The following is an 18,500-nucleotide window of genomic DNA, read 5'->3' on the forward strand; positions in this document are numbered from 1 at the left end:
ACGCCCGCAGGTTATCAGTTACTGAGCGTCGAGTTGCTTGCCACGGGTTTCCGGCAGGCTCAAGGCCGCGAGGATCACCACGCCATAGGAAACCGCCGCAAAGGCACCGATGCCCACGCTCAGCGGTACGGTCTGGCTGAGCAAGCCGATCAGCAGCGGAAACAACGCCGCCAGCGCGCGGCCGATGTTGTAGCAAAAACCCTGGCCGGAACCACGAATGCGTGTAGGGAACAACTCGGTCAGGAATGCGCCCATGCCACTGAAAATCCCCGAGGCGAAGAAACCCAGCGGAAAGCCCAGCCACAGCATCACGCCGTTGCTGACCGGCAATTGCGTGTACAGCAACACAATGGTGAACGAGCCAACGGCAAACAGGATGAAGTTCTTTTTGCGTCCGAGAATGTCGGTCAAATAGGCGCTGATGACATAACCGACGTAGGACCCGACAATCACCATCGCCAGATAACCGCTGGTATTGAGTACGCTCAAACCGCGTTCGTTCTTCAGGAAAGTCGGTAGCCAGGAAGTGATGGCGTAGTAGCCACCCAGCGCGCCAGTGGTCAGCAACGAAGCGCGAATCGTGGTGAAGAGCATGCCGGGGGCGAAGATCTCGTAGAACTTCGACGAGTTGCTCGGCTCCTGTCTGGCTTTGGCCTCACGATAGATTTCCGGGTCCTTGACCAGACGGCGGACGAATATCACGAAGATTGCCGGAACGATGCCGAGGATGAACAGCGCACGCCAGGCGTCTTCCGGTGGCAATACCGAAAACAGCAGCGCATACAGAATCGCGGTCAGCCCCCAACCCAGCGCCCAGCCGGACTGCACCATGCCAACGGCCTTGCCACGGTCCTTGGCACGAATGACTTCACCGATCAGCACCGCGCCGGCCGTCCACTCGCCACCGAAACCGAAGCCCATCAGGGTCCGTGCGATCAGCAGTTGCTCGTAGCTCTGGGCAAAGCCGCAGAGAAAGGTGAAGAACGCAAACCACAACACCGTCAGTTGCAGCGTGCGTACACGACCGATGCGGTCGGACAGAATCCCTGCCACCCAACCACCGATGGCCGAAGCGATCAGCGTACTGGTATGAATCAGCCCGGCTTGACCGGTGGTGATGCCCCACATGGCAATCAGGGTCGGCACCACGAAGCTGAGCATCTGCGTGTCCATGCCGTCCAGGCCATAGCCGATCTTGCAGCTCCAGAAGGTGCGGCGTTCCTGCTGATTGATGTTGCGATACCAGTCGAAAGGTCCCGGGCGGGCCGAGGCTTTCGGAATGGCGGTGGTGTCGGGCGCACTCATGGCAAATCTCCGCGCTGATTTTATTGGTATTGTTCTGAGCCCCGACGACGCCTATCGTTGGGAACCGGATGCGTCGATTCTTGGATGCGCGCCCCTGCTGCGTCCAACTAATAAAAACCCGCCCTAGACATAAGAAATCCTTATCCCATGAACCTGAAGTTTCTCGAGACCTTTGTCTGGGTCGCCCGACTCAAGAGTTTCCGCCTGACCGCCGACAAGCTCTTCACCACTCAGGCCTCGATCTCCAGCCGCATCGCCGTGCTTGAAGGCGAGCTCGGGGTAAAACTATTTCTGCGGGACTCGCGCGGCGTGAGCCTGACGCCCGAAGGTCTCAAAGTGCTTGATTACGCCGAGCAGATGATGGACACCATGCAGGCGCTCAAGCAGTCGATCGAGACCCGTTCGAGCAAGGCCGGACGGGTGCGCATCGGCGTGATGGACACGGTGATCCATACCTGGCTCAGCCCGTTGGTGGCGCAGATGACCGATCACTACCCGCTGGTGGAAATCGAGCTGGTGGCCGATACCTCGCTCAACCTCTGCGATCAGCTGCAAAAAGGCTTTCTCGATGTGATCCTGCAAACCGACCTGCTGCGCCATGAAAGCGTGCGCAGCCTGGAACTGGCCAGCCACCCCATGGGCTGGATCGTCGCCAGCAATTCCCTGTACAACCGCGAGTATTCAGGCGTCGCCGATCTGGCGAACGAGCGAATCATCACCTACTCGAAAAACTCCCATCCGCATCAGGAAGTGCTCGCCCTGATGCAGGCCAATGGCGTGATGGCGCCACGGTTGAACTGCGTGAATTCGGTGTCGGCGATTACCCGTTTGTTGCGCGACGGTTTCGGCATCGGCGCATTGCCACCGGTGCTGGTGGCCGAGGAACTGGAGCGAGGGGAATTGACCTTGCTGGACATTGAGCAACGCCCGCCCAACCTGCAAGTGGTGGTGTCATGGCGGGTCGGCGCAGAGTGGGTCGAAGAGATCGTGACGTTGTGTCAGCACGTAGTGGAGCACTATGCGCAGAAGGTGGGCGAGCACTACATGGTCTTGAGCAAACCCCTGGCCAGCCTCTGAAAAGGCCCCTCACTGCACAAGTAGCAATCACTATCATTTGCATTAATATTTTGAAAATGTATTCTCTGCGCGCATTCAGCTAAACCACTGTCCAGAAGGAATCGGACTTGATGCGCGCTTACACGCAAAAACAGCAGCAATTGCTCTCGCACTGGAGCGAAGCCCTCAGCACTCCTGCCTTCCAGTCCCACCGCATCACCCTCGACCCTTTGAGCAATGCCCTGGAGCCCGCCGCCCAGCGCTGCTTCCAACGCCTGATCCGGCTTACACCTTGCGTCTCATCGAGGGCGTTGCCTGGCTCTGCCCCCTGACGCTGGCAGCCACGGCACGGGCTAACGAATAGTTGGGTTTTCTCATCAGCCGGTTGCTCTGGGCATCTGGCAAGGCGCACTGCTCCCTGTCGCTTACGCACTGGCCGCCGCCGGGATCCGCCGGGTGCGCTCGTTCACCACCACACCCCGCCCGGCAATCGTATCTACCCACACTTATCACGACTAAAAAAAAGACCAACTCATGACCCGAACCAAACTTTCCTTGCTGATTCCGCTGCTCGGCTCCGTCAGCGTCCAGGCCTGGGCCGAGGACACCGACCAGCAGCCCGGAACATTGAACATGCAAGCCACCGTCGTTTCCGCGACTCGTAGCGAAGCGACCATTGCCTCGATCCCAGGTTCGGTCCAGGTGATCGACGAACAACAGATCCGCCAACAGAGTGGCGCGGGACGTCGGGTCTCCGACATCCTGGGACAACTGGTTCCTGGCCTGGCGCCGTCCAGCGGCGGGATGAGCAACTTCGGCCAGACCCTGCGCGGGCGCAACATGCTGGTGTTGATCGACGGCGTGTCGCAGAACGCCACGCGTGACAACTTCCGCCAGCTCAACAGCATCGCACCGGCCAGTATCGAACGCATCGAGGTGGTTTCCGGCGCCAGCAGCATTTATGGTGCCGGTGCTTCGGGCGGCATCATCAACATCATCACCAAGCGCAATCAGGGTCAGGACCTTGCCTACAGCAGCAAACTGGGCCTGACCAGCGGCAACAACCTCAACAGCAAGGGTTTCGCCTACGAGGCCTTTCAGAGTGCGACCGGGCGCAAGGATGCCCTGGACTGGTACGTGTCCGCCGACCTGACCCAGCGCAACGATCAGTTCGACGGCAATGGCAATCGCATCCCTCAGGACACCTCCCAGGGCAGCAACATGGACACCGAAACCTATGACCTGCAAGGTCGTTTCGGTTACGAACTGGATGCCGACAAAAAACTCAGCCTGTCGCTGCAGGACTACAAGGACCAGCAGGACACCGGCTACACAAAAGACCCGAAAAACCTGCAACAGGCCGTGGCGGTCAAGGGACTGAAACTCGACGACCAGCCCTACACCCATAACCAGGCGGCCAACCTCAACTACACCGATAACGACTTCTACGGCCAGGGCCTGCAACTGGAAAGCTACTGGCGCCGGGCCGACGCGCTGTTCTTCCCGGACCTTTCGCGGGGCAAGGCCGGGATCGCCGACAACAACAGCGTGCAGGATGTCTATGGGTTGCGTGCGGCCATCGACACGCCGTTGCCGGCCATCGGCAGTGCCACAGGCAACCTGGTCTGGGGCGCCGACTATGATCACGAACGCTCCCGCCAACGCGGTGACCAATACACCCTCAAAGGGCTGACCTACACCAAGACCGGCACCACTTACGAGATGGGCCCGGATATCGAGACCACCACCAAGGCGCTGTTCGGGCAGATGTCCTGGGACATCGCAGACTGGACCTTGCGTGGCGGCGTGCGCCGTGAATGGATCGAAAGCGAGGTCTCCGACAGCATCGCTTACGGTCAGATCGTGCAGACCGGCGTACGCGCCATCCTGCCCGGGGACACCCTCAAATACGACGCGACGCTCTATAACCTGGGCGCGGTCTATCACCTGAGTGAACATCAGGACGTCTTCGCCAATTACAGCCAGGGCTTTTCGCTGCCGGACATCCAGCGCTTCTTGCGTGACGTGAGCAGCACCTTCGACATCCAGAGCCTCAACGCCCAGGCCATCAAGGTCGACAGCTACGAGCTGGGCTGGCGCGGTGACTGGGACCAGTGGCAGGCCGACGTCACCGTCTATGAAAACACCTCGGACGTGACCCAGTTCTACGATGCCAATAGCCGTGTCTTGCGTCTGATCAATCAGAAGGAGCGGGTTCGCGGCATCGAAAACAGCCTGACCTACCGCGCGACCGATCACTGGTCGGTGGGTGGCACCTATGCCTGGGCCAAGGGCGAGACCCAGCAGAACGGGAAATGGATCGATCTGCCGGCGACACGCATTTCACCGGCCAAAACCACGCTGTTCGTCGGCTACACCGAAGACGACTACAGCCTGCGCCTGCAAGGCATGCACCTGGCCAGTTACGACGCTGCCGCCAAGGACAACAACGGGCGTGACATTGAAGGCTATACGCTGGTGGACCTGCTCGGCTCCGTGTACTTGCCTGTCGGTCGCCTGGAAGGCGGGGTGTACAACCTGACCAACCGAACGTACGTCAACCTGTTCGCCCAGGCCAACGCCAAAGCGCCATTCCCCAACGCCGAAGGCCGTACCTTGAGCCTGACCTATTCGATAGATTGGTAATCAGGCAAGGAGCCGGCTTGCCGGCTCCTTGACGTTCGACGGTGTTACAAACCGCGCAAATCCCGCTCTTCGATCGGCCGACTCTGACGCAGACGCTTGCCGCCCAGCACCACCCAGTCAATCAGGCGGAACAGGCACTCCAGGCCAAACGACAGCAGCAAGGCGCCGCTCATGCCCCAAGCCATCGCTTCGGGCGTCAACAGGATCTGGTAGCTGTAGCCATTCCAGGTTTCCTTGCGGATGTCCGGATCAGCGGCCAGCACCACTTGCAGGAAGCGGATGTACCACGGTCCTTGCATCGCCTGGAATTGCTTGTCCAGCGCCAGTTGGCGGGTCAGCAGGTTGCTCAGGCTGTCGGCGTCGCTGCGAAAGATCGGGTCTTCGCTGGCACGGTAATGGGCCACCAGGGCCTGCATGTCACCTTTGAAGAACTGATTGGCAGTGTTCTGAAAGCCGCTCAATCCGGCTTGCGCCTCGATCAGATGGGCTTCGACCCGCTTGGCGTAATCGCCGATGAAGCCCGGCACCTGGACACCGATCAACAGGCCCGCCGCAAACAACACCAGCCGTAGATAACTGAGCAACATGCAAGGAGTCCTTATTCGGTCGTGCCCTGACTGACGCATTCGCCGCGTCGCCACAGGCTCCATTGACCCGGTTCGTAACGGGTCCAGGTTTCGTTTTCGGTCAGGGGTTCGGTGGCGATGACGGTGACCACATCGTTAGGCGTGGTTTCGGCCTGAAAGTCGACGATCACATCGACATCTTTCAAGCGTGCCGGGCCAAACGGTGCACGACGGGTGATCTGCGCCAATTTGGTCGAGCAATAGCAGAACAGCCAGTCGCCGTCGCTGAGCAGACAGTTGAACACACCTTTGCTGCGGTACTCGGCGCAGGCGGCGACCAGGTCCGGCAACAGTGCTTCGACCTCGACCGGCTCGGGGAATGCCCCACGCACGCGGTTGAGCAAATCGCAGAACGCCGCTTCACTGTCGGTGTCACCCACGGGGCGATAGAAACTGGCCGCGGGCTGAAAGTCCGCCAACTGGCCGTTATGGGCGAAACACCAGTTGCGTCCCCACAACTCACGGACGAACGGATGTGTGTTGGACAGGCAGACCTTGCCGACGTTGGCCTGGCGGATGTGCCCGATCACCACTTCGCTCTTGATCGGATAACGCTGCACCAAGTTCGCGACTTCCGACTCGCAGCTTGCCGCCGGGTCCTGGAACAACCGCAGCCCACGGCCTTCATAGAAGGCAATGCCCCAACCATCGCGGTGTGGGCCGGTGCGTCCGCCGCGCTGCATCAGCCCGGTAAAGCTGAACACGATATCGGTCGGGACATTGGCACTCATGCCCAATAACTCACACATGCTCGGACTCTCGCTCAATCGCAGGGGCAAGGTTACAAACGGGGTTCGACTCGCATCCGCTGAGGATTGCTCGGCACGGGTGGACGACCGTAACGATCATCGCCGGCACCGCCGAACGGTTGATCATGCTCAGGCTCGTCGGCACGGACGGCGGCTTTGGTGGCAGCCTCGCGCTCCTTGCGGGCATTGGAGGCGCGTTCGATGGGGAAACGGATCGCCACCAGCACCAGATAGAGGCCGAACGCGATCATGCCGTACATGAACAGATCGGAAATCGCCCGCCAGGCGTTATTGCCGACCTTGAACAGCAGGTCGAGCGCAGTAATGGCGACGGCCGGTGCGATTTTATCCTTGACCGGATCGATGATGGTCGGGCTGAACAGCAACACGGCCATCGCCAGCCGCAGCGGCTCACGCAGCCAACGCCACATCCAGCGGGTCAAGCGCATCCACACCAACAGGCAGCCCAAAGCGGCAAAGGCGTAGAGGCCCCAAGCGATCAGATAGTCGTTCTCGGTCATGGTGTCCATGGCAAGGCAGGCAAAGAGGCGCTTATGATAACGGCTTTTCGCCCATCAGGCTGCATCAATGCCTGACAGTTAAGCGCGGCCCTGTGGGAGCGGGCTTGCTCGCGAATGCGGCTTATCATTCAACAATGATATTGACTGACCCGACGCCTTCGCGAGCAAGCCTGCTCCCACAGGTTGCCAAGCCCCTATTCCGTACACTGCTCGAGAGCCCTTCATGCCCCTATCCGCCAACACTTGCGACGCTCCGATTGCCCACAAGGCTGATGGCTCCGACCCGTATGCCTGGCTGCAAGAGCGCGACACCGATGCAGTGCTCGACTACCTGAAAGCCGAAAACCGCTATCAGGAAGCGCAGACCGCCGACCAGGCCGGGCTGCGCGAAACCCTGTTCGAGGAGATCAAGGGGCGGATTCTCGAGACCGATTTGTCCCTGCCCTCGCCATGGGGACCGTATCTGTACTACACCCGCACCATGGCGGGCGATGAATACGCCCGGCACTACCGCTGCCCGCGTCCGGCCGATGACAGCCTGACCCTCGACGAAAGCCGCGAACAACTGCTGCTGGACCCGAACGAACTGGCCAACGGCGGCTTCTTTTCCCTGGGGGCGTTCAGCATCAGCCCGGATCATCAGCGCCTGGCCTACAGCGTCGACTCCAGTGGCGACGAAATTTACACGCTGTTCGTGAAGGAACTGTCCGACGGCCGCGTCAGCGAGCTGGAATTCCAGGACTGTGACGGCAGCATGACCTGGGCCAACGACAGCCTGACGCTGTTCTTTGGCGAACTGGACGACACCCATCGCCCGCACAAGCTGTATCGCTATCGACTGGACGGCACGGCGGCCGAAGAAGTGTTCCATGAACCGGACGGCCGCTTCTTCATGCATTGCTACCGCTCAAGCTCCGAGCAGCAATTGCTGCTGTCCGTGGGCAGCAAGACCACCAGCGAAGTCTGGGTCCTCGATGCCTCCCAGCCCCAGCAGGCGTTCACCTGCCTGGCACCACGGGTCGAGGATCATGAGTACGACGTCGACCACGGTGCACTCGACGGCCAATCGACCTGGTTCATTCGCAGCAACCGTGACGGTATCAATTTCGCCTTGTACACGGCCGTCGATACCGGCGCCGCGCCGACCGTAGCCGATTGGCAGAACCTGATCCCCCACAGCGACACGGTGATGATCGACGGCATCAGCCTGAACACCGGGGCCATGACCCTGAGCCTGCGGGTCGGCGGCTTGCCGGTCATCGAGGTTCATCCGCAAGGCCTGGCGCCTTATCGCGTGCAACTGCCGGATGCGGCCTATAGCCTGCATGTGCAAAACAGCCTGGAATTCGAAAGCCAGCGGATTCGCCTGCGCTACGAAGCGTTGAACCGTCCGGCGCAAATCCGCCAACTGGACCTGGCTTCCGGCGAGCAGAAAGTTCTCAAGCAAACCCCGGTGCTCGGCCCGTTCGATGCCGACGACTACGTCAGCCAGCGTCTGTGGGCCACCGCCCCGGACGGTACGCAAGTGCCCATCAGCCTGGTGATCAAGCGCACAGACCTGGGCAAACCCGTGCCGCTGTACCTCTACGGCTATGGCGCCTATGGCGAAAGCCTCGACCCATGGTTTTCCCATGCGCGCCTGAGCCTGCTGGATCGCGGCATGGCGTTCGCCATTGCCCACGTGCGTGGCGGTGGCGAACTGGGGGAAGCCTGGTATCGCGCCGGCAAGCAGGAGCACAAGCACAACACCTTCAGTGACTTTATCGCCTGCGCCGAGCACCTGATCGCCCAAGGCTTTACCACTGCAGCGCAGTTGGCGATCAGCGGCGGCAGCGCCGGTGGCTTGCTGATCGGCGCAGTGCTCAATCAACGGCCGGAGCTGTTTGGCGCCGCCATCGCCGAAGTGCCGTTCGTCGACGTACTCAACACCATGCTCGACCCTGACCTGCCATTGACCGTTACGGAATACGACGAATGGGGCAACCCTGAAGAGCCGGACGTCCATGACCGGATCAAGGCCTATGCCCCTTACGAAAACGTCACCGCACAAGCTTATCCGGCGACCCTGGTGATCGCCGGTTACAACGACAGCCGTGTGCAGTATTGGGAAGCCGCCAAGTGGGTGGCGAAACTGCGCGCGACCAAAACCGACAGCCATCCACTACTGCTCAAGACAGAACTGGGTGCCGGGCATGGCGGGATGAGCGGTCGATATCAGGGATTGCGTGACGTAGCACTCGAATATGCATTTTTGTTCAAGGTTTTGGGCATTGCCTGAGGAACCTGGCGCGGTGTGCCGGTCTTAATTGCGTACACCGGCGGCCGATATAACACAAAACCCATGTGGGAGCGGGCTTGCTCGCGAAGGCGGTGTGTCAGTCAACATCTCTGCTGAATGTTACTGCCCCTTCGCGAGCAAGTCGGATCGCCGCACCGCCGCTCCCACAGGGGATTTGCGGTGACTTCAAATTCGAGCCAGTAACAGACACAACAATAAAGACCGTGACGACATGTCTGAACCAACTTTTCTGAACAACGAAATTCGCGACTGGCTGATGGATTGCGGCCTGTTCAATCAACTGCTGCCGGCGGACCTTGCCGCGGCTTCGGGCTACTTCAGTATCAGCAGCATTGCCCAGGGCGAGGAGATCTTCCAGGAGGGCGATGCCGGCAGTTTCATGTGCATCATCCATACCGGTCAGGTGGCTGTGCAGAAAACCACCGCTGACGGGCAGCGAGTCACCATCGCCACGTTGCGCAGCGGCCGCTCGTTCGGCGAAATGGCCGTGCTCGACGGCGAACGGCGCTCGGCCAGTTGCGTGGCCGCAAGCAATTGCCAGTTGCTCAACCTGGGCAAGGACTCGCTGGAAAAAATGCTCAACGACGCACCGAAAATCGCCGCCAAGATCATCCGCGCCCTCGCCGTGTCCCTTTCCAAACGCCTGCGCATGGCCGACGGCCAACTGCTTTCGCAGCAGGTCTAGCCACCCGGCGACTTGATTTTCGGCGGATTGGGCTCCAGGCCCGGTATCGGCTGGTCCTTGGCCGGCGGGCTCGGCATTTCAATCGGCACCAACGGCGGACCGCTACTGCCAGGGCCGACTTTAGGCAAAGGCACCGGGCTGATTTGCGGGTACGGCGTGGGTGTCGCAGTGCCGGGTGAACCGGGTACCGGTGCGGGGCTTACGGGAATCGATTGCAACTGTTGAGCCTGCACTGCAGTTATCGAGAGCGCAGCCAGGGCAATGGCCGTTAGAATAGTGCGCTTCATCAATGGCTCCGTTGGCCTTGTCGTCATAAACAGGCTACTCCCAACTGCGTCTGTTTGCCCTCCCCTGTGCAGCCAATTTTCTTCAAGTGAGCCCCATGAAACGTTTCGTTCTGCTGGACACCACTCCCATTCCTGAAAACGGCGGTGCCCTGTGCCTGTTCGAATACGGCGAGGATTTCGTCATCAAGATCCAGGGTGGCGATGGCGGACAATTGATGAACACGCGCATGCATGGCTCCGAAGATGCCCTGGCCGAGATCCCGTGTCGCAAAGTCGCCGGTCGACCAAACTCACGGGTGCTCATCGGCGGCCTGGGCATGGGGTTCACCCTCGCTTCGGCGCTCAAGCACCTGGGCAAGACCGCTGAAGTGGTGGTCGCCGAACTGGTCCCCGGTGTCGTGGAGTGGAACCGTGGACCGCTGGGCGAGAAGGCTGGCAATCCACTGCTCGACCCGCGGACGGTGATTCGCATGGAAGACGTGGCCAAAGTCCTGCAAGCCGAACCCCAGGGCTTCGATGCCATCATGCTCGACGTCGACAACGGCCCCGAAGGCCTGACCCAGAGAGCCAACAGCTGGCTGTACTCCACCGGTGGCCTCAGTGCCTGCGCCAAGGCCCTGAGACCAAAAGGTGTACTGGCGGTCTGGTCGGCCAGCGCTGACCGGCAATTTTCCGACAAACTGAAGAAAGCCGGCTTCAAGGCTGACGAAGTGCAGGTCTTCGCCCATGGCAACAAGGGCACCCGCCACACCATCTGGATTGCCGAGAAGCTCAAGGGCTGAGCTAAACTTCGCTTAATACCGTCATTAGTCTTTCTGCAAAGGTGAACCCATGAGTTCGTCCACCCCGACCAACACGTCCAAGCTGGATCGCATCCTCGCCGACAACCAGCGCGACAAGGAAATGGGCTACCGCGACAAGGCCCTGAAGATGTACCCGCACGTCTGTGGCCGCTGCGCCCGTGAGTTCTCCGGCAAGCGCCTGAGCGAACTGACGGTGCACCATCGCGACCACAACCACGACAACAACCCGCAGGACGGCTCGAACTGGGAGTTGTTGTGCCTGTACTGCCACGATAACGAACACTCGCGGTATACCGACCAGCAGTATTTCGACGAAGGCTCCCTCAGCACGCCGAAAATCGCCAAGGCCACGCATAATCCATTTGCGGCGCTCGCCGGGTTGATGAAAAAGGAAGACTGAAACTCTTCAGCGCCTGAACTGGCCTCTTCGCGGGCAAGCCCGCTCCCACATTGATCCGCGTCCGTATGGGCTCCTCGGTCAACTGTGGGAGCGGGCTTGCTCGCGAAAACAATCGCCTCGACACCGCCAATCTCAAACCGAACACCCCCGCCCCAATCCCCGTATAATCGCGCTTTTTTCCCGAAAGGCACCCCGCTCGTGGCAGACAAACGGTACAGCTGCATTGGTTTGTATAACCCCAAATCACCGGAAAACGTAGGTTCGGTGATGCGAGCCGCTGGCTGTTATGGCGTGGCATCGGTGTTCTACACCGGCAAGCGCTATGAGCGCGCCGCCGACTTCGTCACCGATACCAAGCGCGTGCACTACGACATCCCGCTGATCGGCATCGACGACCTGAAGAAAATCCTGCCCCTCAATTGTGTGCCCGTCGCCGTGGAACTGGTCGAAGGCGCTCGCCCGTTGCCGGAATACACCCACCCGGATCGCGCGCTATACATCTTCGGCCCGGAAGACGGATCGCTGGACAAAGAGATTCGCGACTGGTGTGAAGACGTGGTCTACATTCCGACCACCGGTTGCATGAACCTGGCCGCCACGGTCAACGTCGTGCTCTACGACCGCATGGCCAAGGGGCTCAATACCCGCTCCGGGCCAAAATTCCGCTGAATCGCCGCACATCCGATTGAACGAGCTGCCTGCCCGGGCAGTCAGCTTGTCTATCGATCACTGAAGCCTGGAGACAGACCATGAGCGAACTCAAACCCGTCGAGCGTATCGAATCCACCCCGTTCCAGGGCCCCTCCGGGCAAAACGTGCAGGGCTGGGAACGCATCGGCTCCCTGGCCGGCGGCGTGGTGATGGTGGGCAAGGGCCTGCGTCGTGGCGGGATCTTTGGCCTGATCCAGGTGGCCATCGGCGGCGTCGCCCTGGCGCGCGGCGTTACCGGCCACAGTTCGGCGAAAAGCCTGCTGGAGAAAGGCCGCCAGGACATGAACAACGTGCGGGCGAAAATCCAGCGGGCGGGTGAAGAACTGAGCCAGTTGAAGGCCAATGCCGAGGCGGCGACCAAAACCGCCAACGTTACCGGCAAGCCGAAAGCCGGGGTTTGAATCCGGATTTGCGCTGAGGCAACCGGCCTCTTCGTCGGAACGCCGCCCGGAGCAAGCCCGCTCCCACAGGTTCAGCGCAATCCATGTGGGAGCGGGCTTGCTCGCGAATGGCGGTGTTACTGAATCAACTCGGTACTGAGCACTTTTGAAGAACCACCGATCACGCTCTCGCTGAGCTGAACAAACGCCTTGGTATCGATATCCCCCTGCCGCATCGCCCCGCGCAACACATCGTCCAGCGAACGCTTGTTATGGGTTTTCAGGCGAATTTCGCGATCCAGCTCCTGCAGCAACACCACTGCCCTGGCCAGCTGCGCCGGGTTGATCCACTCGCCGCGCAGCGTGGTGACTTTCTGGCTGATCATGACCAGCTTGCCGTGCAGACTCTCGTAGCGTTCATCGCTCATGCCGCCGGCCCGGCGTACCAGTTCTATAGCGTAATACTCGGCAAAGCCTTCACTGATCCAGTCGCTGCGCTGCGTGCCGTTGATCCGCCCGAACATCTGGGCCAACTCACGGACCAGGGCACTGCTGCCACTTTCGCTGACCAGCGGCAGGTGACTGTTGAGATAGATCGACTCGTGCGCCGACTGACTGCCGCGCCACATTGGATCATTGGCCCCGACGATCAGCAGTTTGCCAGGGTGACGCGGATACAGCGCCTGCACTTGCGGCCAGACGAAGGTCAGCAGCGTCAGCACATCCATTCGCCGCATACCCTGCCCCAGTGGCGAGGCGACGGTGACTTCCGTCTCGCCCAGACGCGTACGGCGGCTGCCAAGCTGGCCGGCGAGCATCCAGCCCGTGGGCCGATCGAACAGTCGGGAGGGGTTATCGATACGGAATTTGTTCTGACCAATGCGCGGCCACGCGGTTTCAACGCTTTTCCAGCCACCGGGCAGCTCGAACTCAAGGCGTGAAACCAGTTCGATGCCATCCTGTTGATCGAGTTTGGCCGCCGGCACCAGATCTTCGCCGCGCATCAACGCCCAGTCTGGCGTCATGCGCGTGTCGAAGCTGCCGCTCTTGCGCCCGTGGCTGATATTCACGCGGTAGGTCAGGCTGGCCTTGTCAGCAGTCGGACGCCAGACTCCTCGCGCCGCTTTGCCGGGGGTCAGTTGCCATTGGCCGTCAGCCTTGAAATCGCTGTAGCGGCTGCCATCGCCGAGGTCAAAATCCAGGCTGCGCACCGCCGAACCCTGGGCGAGCGTCAGGCGCACTTCGGCCTGATCGCTCTGCGGCAACAGGTGCACGTGATAATCCAGATTGACCTTGTTCGCTGCCCATACGGGCGAACTCACGGTCAGTAATCCAATGAACCACGCCTGCCGCCATCCCACAGCCATACACACTCCTTCGTGAAACGTTAACCGTCAGGCTGTCAGCCGGCGCGGAAAATCAGGTGATCTTCCCAATCGTCTTCCGGCACGCTGCCTTCGGCGAGCATGCGCCCGGACTGGGAAATCCGCTCGTGATGTACGGCATCGCGATCACCGCACACCAGGTGATGCCACAACGGCAGGTCCTTGCCTTCACTGACCAGGCGATAGCCGCAGGTCGGCGGGAGCCATTTGAATTCGTCGGCCTTTCCCGGCGTGAGCTGGATACAGTCCGGCACAGAGTCACGACGGTTAGGATAGTCCGTGCACTGGCAGGTTTTCAGGTCCAGCAATTTGCAGGCGATGCGCGTGTAATAAACGCTGTTGTCGTCTTCGTCTTCAAGCTTTTGCAGGCAGCACAATCCACAGCCGTCGCACAGCGACTCCCATTCCTCCTGATCGAGTTGATCGAGGGTTTTGCGTATCCAGAACGGTTCTACTTTGGCGGCCATGGTTCGAGCATCGACATCAGGTGGTGAAAAGGCCGCCAGTCTAGTGCCCGAAGCCCCTTGGGCCAAGCATTGGCGACTGTCGGTAGAACGGGCTTGTCAGTTTTCGCGCTGCCAAGTAGGGTTTTGCGTCGCTCCCACTTTCAAACGTAGCAAGGAATCTCTTGATGAGTGCCAACCCACGCGTTGCCGATTACGCCATTCACCCTCAGTTCACCGATCGCTGGTCGCCCCGTGCCTTCACTGGCGAAACGATTCCGGAGGAAACCCTGCTGAGCTTCTTCGAAGCCGCCCGCTGGGCACCCTCGGCCTACAACTCGCAGCCGTGGCGCTTCCTCTACGCACGTCGCGACACGCCGAACTGGGAGCGTTACCTGGGCCTGCTGAACGAGTTCAACCGCAGCTGGGCACAACACGCTTCGGCCCTGGTGATCGTGATTTCGAAAACCACCTTCGCCGTGCCTGGCGCCACCGAAGAAACCCCGGCCCTGTGGCACACCTTCGACACCGGTTCCGCCTGGGGCCACCTGGCCTTGCAAGCGAGCCTGAGCGGCTGGCACACCCACGGGATGGCCGGTTTCGACCAGGAACTGACCCGCAAGGAGCTGAACATTCCTGAAGGCTACGCCCTGCACGCCGCCGTCGCGGTGGGCAAGCTGGGGGACAAGGCAAGCCTGGCGGACTACCTGCAAGCCCGTGAAGAACCCAGCCCGCGTCGTCCATTGAGCGAGTTGGCGGCTGAAGGCGACTTCACCCTCTAAGCCACACTGCAAAACCAATGTGGGAGCGGGCTTGCTCGCGAAAAGGCCGTGTCAGACAAAGATATGTTGAATGACACAACGCTTTCGCGAGCAAGCCCGCTCCCACATTTTTGATTGCGGCGAATCAATACCCGCGATCGAAATCCACTTCCCCGCGCAACGCCTCTCCCGCCTGATACGCCCGCAGGTTTTCGACAAACAGCTTCACCATCATCGACGGCGAAGTCGGTGCCGAACTGTGGCCGGTCAGCAGCAGGCCCCAGGCCGTCCAGAATGGATGACGCTGGGGCAATGGTTCCTGACGGCATACATCGATCACCGCACCCGCCAGATGCCCTTCCTTCAAGGCATCCACCAGTTCCGCATCGACCACCGCCACACCGCGCCCGGCATTGATGAACAACCCGGTCGGCTTGAATTGCCTGAACAGCGCCGCATCGTAGATATCGTGGGTGTCCGGCGTGTTCGGCAGCAGATTGACCACGTAATCGACCTCACCGACCAGCCGCGGCAGGTCCGCCAGTGAACCGACTTCGATAAACGGTGCCTGCTGACGCGCGCTGCTGGCAACGCCATACAACTCGACGCCAAACGGCACGAGGAACTGCGCGACACTTTGACCGATGTCACCCGTGCCGACGATCAACACCTTGCGCCCCGCCAGGCTCTGGCCATGGCGGCTGTCCCATTTGCGCTCGACCTGGCTGACCAGTCGCGCCAGCACTTCACGCTCGTGACCGAGCATATACGTGAGCACGTACTCGGCCATGACCTGGCCGAAGATGCCGACTGCACGGGTCAGCCGATAGTGCCGCGGCAAACCATCGGCCAGCAGCGGCGTAATGCCGGCCCAGGTCGATTGCAGCCATTGCGGCTGATGGCCCTGGCGTAACAGGGTCGCCAGTAAATCAGGCTGGCCGAGCCACACCGGACAATCGGCGGCCTGGCTGGCCAGTTCGGCGGAGTCACCGCTGGTCAGCACCTCCAGATCCGGTGCCGCCTCGCGCAACAGTCGGGCGTACACAGGGTGGTCGTGTTCAGCAATCAGGACGCGCATGCTTCAAACCTTTCAAAAACGGTGCAGACGGCCGCCGACAGAGCTGTGCTCCGTCGATGCTGCCATCGCTAAAATCAATCAGTGTTTCATAACCACTCTGAACAGAGCCTGTCTGCCGCTCACACCGGATCGTTGCGACGCAACAACTCTTCCGGCAAGTGCTCGATGTACTCGTCTTCGGCAGGCGGCATTTGCAGGTGATAACCCTGTTTTTCGAGGTTTTCCAGTACGACCGCGATGTCCTCGCGCGACAGCTTGCGCTCGGGGGTCAGCACCATGTCGAACGCGTGGATGGCCTTGCCGAAGGCTGCCATCAGGGCATCCGGCACGCGCTCCAGAGCATCGCTCTTGAGCACATACAGGTACATTTCGTTTTTCTTCGAGCTGCGGTAGATGGAGCAAATACGTTTCAAGGCTGTTCTCCGGCGGTGGCCAGGCTGTCGAGCAGCGCCTGGCCCATCAATTCGCGGCGCCAGCCACGCAGCGAATCAGGCAATTGGTAGGGACCATTGGGGAAGCCGCTCTTGAGCAGCGCTTCCAGGGTTTTCTTGCGCAGCATCAGTTCCGGCGCAATGCTCAGGCGCTCGGCTTCGGCCTGGCCGATGGCTTTGAGCTGCTTGAGTAGCACGGCAGCGTCAACCGGTAATGGCTCTGGCACGGCTGGCGGCCATTGATCAGGCGACACACTGCCAGAGCGCTTGATCAGATCAAGCAGAAACTGGCCGTCCTGACGCACGGTACGCGGGTGCATGTCTTCGATTTTCGCCAGGGCACCGAGGTTGTCCGGTTGCGTGCGAGCCAATGGCCACAGCGAATGCTCGCGGATAATCCGGTTGCGAGGCAGGTCACGGGCGCGAGCTTCCTTTTCGCGCCAGGCGCAGAGCTCACGCAAAACGGCGAGCTGGGCGCGGGACAGCTTCCAGGCCAGCTTGGCATCGCGATAGACCTCGTTAGGGTCGATCTCGCGGCGCAGGTTGGCCACCAGTTCGGCACCGTCTTCCAGGACCCAGACGTATTTGTCGTCAGACAGCTTTGGACGCAGCTTTACGAAGACTTCAGCCAAATGCACGGCGTCTTCGGCCGCATAGCTGATCTGGGTTTCGGAAAGCGGGCGTTGCAGCCAGTCGGAGCGGGTTTCACCCTTGGGCAGGTCGATGCCGAGCACTTCCTGCACCAGTCGCGAATAGCCCATGGAAAAACCGAGGTTCAGGTAAGCGGCAGCCAGCTGCGTATCGAACAGTGGCGCCGGCAGGCTGCCGGTCAGGCGTAGCAGGACTTCGAGGTCTTCGCTGCACGCGTGGACAACTTTGACCACGGCCGGGTTTTCCAGCAACGCGGCCAAGGGTTGCCAGTTGTCGATGGTCAGCGGATCAATCAGGTAGGCGCGTTCGCCATCACCGACCTGCAGCAGGCCGGCGATCGGGTAGAAGGTGTCGACCCGCATGAATTCGGTGTCGAGGGCAACGAATGGCAACTGCTGCCACTCGGCACACAACCGTCCGAGGCTATCGTTGTCGCGAATCCAGTGAATATCGATGGCCACACGGCTCTCCCTTGAAGAATGGCGCGCAGTATATATCGCCCCCGGCGATTTCCGCGCATCCACTGAACAAGAGCATTAGCGAAAATTACTGCGTGACATGAAGAATAGTCCGACAACGTCGGGCTAGCTGGTCTTACCCAGCACGTAGATCCGCATCCGCGCACAGCCGGGCAAAAAGTCCTGATGGCTGAGCAAACGGAAACCCGCCTGCCTGAACTCGCTTTCCACCTCGGCCTTGCTCGGGAACGGCCCCTCCACGCCTGAACGCGCGCCCTTGAAACGACTGTCGAGGCGCACCGCGACAATCACCGTATCGCGACTGACCCGGTAAAATTCGCCAAGCATCGCCAGTCGATGTTCCGGATTGGCAAGGTACTGAAACAGTTGCATGCAAAAAATGCTGTCAACCGCGTTCTCCGACAAGCCAATCGAGAACGCGGAACTTTGAAAGGTCTTGATCCGCTTCAACAGACTCTGCGGGTGATGTGTGCGGGCATGATCGAGGATGTCCTGGGACGGATCCGTCGCGAGAATCACCCGATTGGCATGTTCGGCCAGCACCGCCCAGAAACGCCCCACACCGCAGGCCACGTCGAGGATCAACCCCGGCTCGCCGGCGACCTTGAGTGCATTGCGCACCAAACGCTCCTCACGCCAGAGCGCCAGACGCCCGGCCAGGCCCGGCGCTTGCGGCTGAAGGCAGACGCGCGCGTGCTCCTGATCGTAGCGTCGGGCAATCTCAAGCTCGATGGCGGATGGGGGTTGAGCGGACATGTGCAATGGCTCTTGATAAAAGTTCTACAGGCCGCAGGTCCGCGGCCG

At 60.6% G+C, this 18,500-nt stretch carries 20 protein-coding genes and 1 pseudogene; 10 read left to right on the forward strand and 11 right to left on the reverse strand.

What is annotated here, in order from left to right:
* Positions 1–18: 18 nt before the first annotated feature.
* Positions 19–1,305: an MFS transporter gene (locus ACCD00_RS09355; protein ID WP_413423854.1), complete on the reverse strand. Its 1,287-nt coding sequence runs from the start codon at positions 1,303–1,305 to the stop codon at positions 19–21.
* Positions 1,306–1,452: 147 nt separating this feature from the next.
* Between ACCD00_RS09355 and ACCD00_RS09360 the strand changes: the two genes are divergently transcribed.
* From ACCD00_RS09360 to ACCD00_RS09370, 3 genes and pseudogenes are all read left to right on the forward strand, one after another.
* Complete coding sequence (locus ACCD00_RS09360) at positions 1,453–2,382, forward strand: LysR family transcriptional regulator (protein ID WP_413423855.1); 930 nt, start codon at positions 1,453–1,455, stop codon at positions 2,380–2,382.
* Between the two features lie 259 nt (positions 2,383–2,641).
* Positions 2,642–2,880, forward strand: a pseudogene (locus ACCD00_RS09365) (MFS transporter); the annotation flags it as partial.
* A 15-nt stretch (positions 2,881–2,895) separates the two neighbouring features.
* Positions 2,896–5,007 carry a TonB-dependent receptor gene (locus ACCD00_RS09370; protein ID WP_413423856.1) on the forward strand — a complete coding sequence of 704 codons (2,112 nt, stop codon included), beginning with the start codon at positions 2,896–2,898 and terminating at the stop codon, positions 5,005–5,007.
* Positions 5,008–5,051: 44 nt separating this feature from the next.
* Here ACCD00_RS09370 and ACCD00_RS09375 read toward each other — a convergent pair whose 3' ends face one another.
* Genes ACCD00_RS09375 through ACCD00_RS09385 form a run of 3 tightly spaced genes read right to left on the reverse strand, consistent with a single transcriptional unit; the run spans position 5,052 to position 6,912 of the window.
* Positions 5,052–5,594: a DUF2937 family protein gene (locus ACCD00_RS09375; RefSeq protein ID WP_413423858.1), complete on the reverse strand. Its 543-nt coding sequence runs from the start codon at positions 5,592–5,594 to the stop codon at positions 5,052–5,054.
* Positions 5,595–5,605: 11 nt separating this feature from the next.
* Positions 5,606–6,382: a class II glutamine amidotransferase gene (locus tag ACCD00_RS09380; protein ID WP_413423860.1), complete on the reverse strand. Its 777-nt coding sequence runs from the start codon at positions 6,380–6,382 to the stop codon at positions 5,606–5,608.
* Positions 6,383–6,414: 32 nt separating this feature from the next.
* Positions 6,415–6,912 (reverse strand): MFS transporter, encoded by a 498-nt coding sequence (locus ACCD00_RS09385; RefSeq protein WP_413423862.1) that lies wholly within the window; start codon positions 6,910–6,912, stop codon positions 6,415–6,417.
* 214 nt (positions 6,913–7,126) lie between these two features.
* Here ACCD00_RS09385 and ACCD00_RS09390 point away from each other — a divergent pair, with 214 nt between their 5' ends.
* A complete protein-coding gene (locus ACCD00_RS09390) occupies positions 7,127–9,181 on the forward strand; it encodes a S9 family peptidase (protein ID WP_413423863.1) in 2,055 nt (684 codons plus the stop codon).
* A gap of 232 nt (positions 9,182–9,413) precedes the next feature.
* Positions 9,414–9,887 carry a cyclic nucleotide-binding domain-containing protein gene (locus tag ACCD00_RS09395; RefSeq protein WP_413423865.1) on the forward strand — a complete coding sequence of 158 codons (474 nt, stop codon included), beginning with the start codon at positions 9,414–9,416 and terminating at the stop codon, positions 9,885–9,887.
* Here ACCD00_RS09395 and ACCD00_RS09400 read toward each other — a convergent pair.
* A complete protein-coding gene (locus tag ACCD00_RS09400) occupies positions 9,884–10,174 on the reverse strand; it encodes a hypothetical protein (protein WP_413423867.1) in 291 nt (96 codons plus the stop codon). The two genes, ACCD00_RS09395 and ACCD00_RS09400, sit on opposite strands and share 4 nt — an antisense overlap.
* Before the next feature lie 95 nt (positions 10,175–10,269).
* On the opposite strand from ACCD00_RS09400, the gene ACCD00_RS09405 reads away from it, so the two are divergent.
* From ACCD00_RS09405 to ACCD00_RS09420, 4 genes are all read left to right on the forward strand, one after another.
* Complete coding sequence (locus ACCD00_RS09405; protein ID WP_413423869.1) at positions 10,270–10,956, forward strand: spermidine synthase; 687 nt, start codon at positions 10,270–10,272, stop codon at positions 10,954–10,956.
* A gap of 49 nt (positions 10,957–11,005) precedes the next feature.
* Positions 11,006–11,377 (forward strand): YajD family HNH nuclease, encoded by a 372-nt coding sequence (locus ACCD00_RS09410; protein ID WP_007898702.1) that lies wholly within the window; start codon positions 11,006–11,008, stop codon positions 11,375–11,377.
* A gap of 198 nt (positions 11,378–11,575) precedes the next feature.
* Entirely contained in the window at positions 11,576–12,046 is a 471-nt protein-coding gene (locus tag ACCD00_RS09415; protein ID WP_007911337.1) for an RNA methyltransferase, read from the forward strand.
* Positions 12,047–12,126: 80 nt separating this feature from the next.
* Positions 12,127–12,489 (forward strand): DUF2892 domain-containing protein, encoded by a 363-nt coding sequence (locus tag ACCD00_RS09420; protein WP_413423871.1) that lies wholly within the window; start codon positions 12,127–12,129, stop codon positions 12,487–12,489.
* A gap of 116 nt (positions 12,490–12,605) precedes the next feature.
* Here the strand turns inward: ACCD00_RS09420 and ACCD00_RS09425 are convergent, their stop codons facing one another.
* The gene (locus ACCD00_RS09425) at positions 12,606–13,835 is read right to left on the reverse strand and encodes a hypothetical protein (RefSeq protein WP_413423873.1); all 1,230 of its coding nucleotides are present in this window, start codon (positions 13,833–13,835) and stop codon (positions 12,606–12,608) included.
* A 35-nt stretch (positions 13,836–13,870) separates the two neighbouring features.
* On the reverse strand, positions 13,871–14,320 hold the full coding sequence (locus ACCD00_RS09430) for a YcgN family cysteine cluster protein (protein WP_008015986.1): 450 nt from the start codon (positions 14,318–14,320) through the stop codon (positions 13,871–13,873).
* A gap of 164 nt (positions 14,321–14,484) precedes the next feature.
* On the opposite strand from ACCD00_RS09430, the gene ACCD00_RS09435 reads away from it, so the two are divergent.
* Positions 14,485–15,078: a nitroreductase family protein gene (locus ACCD00_RS09435; RefSeq protein ID WP_007984791.1), complete on the forward strand. Its 594-nt coding sequence runs from the start codon at positions 14,485–14,487 to the stop codon at positions 15,076–15,078.
* 124 nt (positions 15,079–15,202) lie between these two features.
* Here the strand turns inward: ACCD00_RS09435 and ACCD00_RS09440 are convergent, their stop codons facing one another.
* The 4 genes from ACCD00_RS09440 to ACCD00_RS09455 form a co-directional block, all read right to left on the reverse strand.
* Positions 15,203–16,135 carry a D-2-hydroxyacid dehydrogenase gene (locus tag ACCD00_RS09440; protein WP_413423876.1) on the reverse strand — a complete coding sequence of 311 codons (933 nt, stop codon included), beginning with the start codon at positions 16,133–16,135 and terminating at the stop codon, positions 15,203–15,205.
* A 119-nt stretch (positions 16,136–16,254) separates the two neighbouring features.
* Complete coding sequence (locus tag ACCD00_RS09445) at positions 16,255–16,548, reverse strand: YcgL domain-containing protein (RefSeq protein ID WP_008015991.1); 294 nt, start codon at positions 16,546–16,548, stop codon at positions 16,255–16,257.
* On the reverse strand, positions 16,545–17,678 hold the full coding sequence (rnd, locus tag ACCD00_RS09450; RefSeq protein WP_413423878.1) for a ribonuclease D: 1,134 nt from the start codon (positions 17,676–17,678) through the stop codon (positions 16,545–16,547). Before rnd ends, ACCD00_RS09445 begins: the two co-directional genes overlap by 4 nt.
* Before the next feature lie 123 nt (positions 17,679–17,801).
* Complete coding sequence (locus tag ACCD00_RS09455) at positions 17,802–18,452, reverse strand: class I SAM-dependent methyltransferase (protein ID WP_413423880.1); 651 nt, start codon at positions 18,450–18,452, stop codon at positions 17,802–17,804.
* Positions 18,453–18,500: the final 48 nt, after the last annotated feature.

The sequence above is a fragment of the Pseudomonas sp. Pseusp3 genome (genome assembly GCF_047304225.1).
Taxonomy (GTDB): domain Bacteria; phylum Pseudomonadota; class Gammaproteobacteria; order Pseudomonadales; family Pseudomonadaceae; genus Aquipseudomonas; species Aquipseudomonas fluorescens_CD.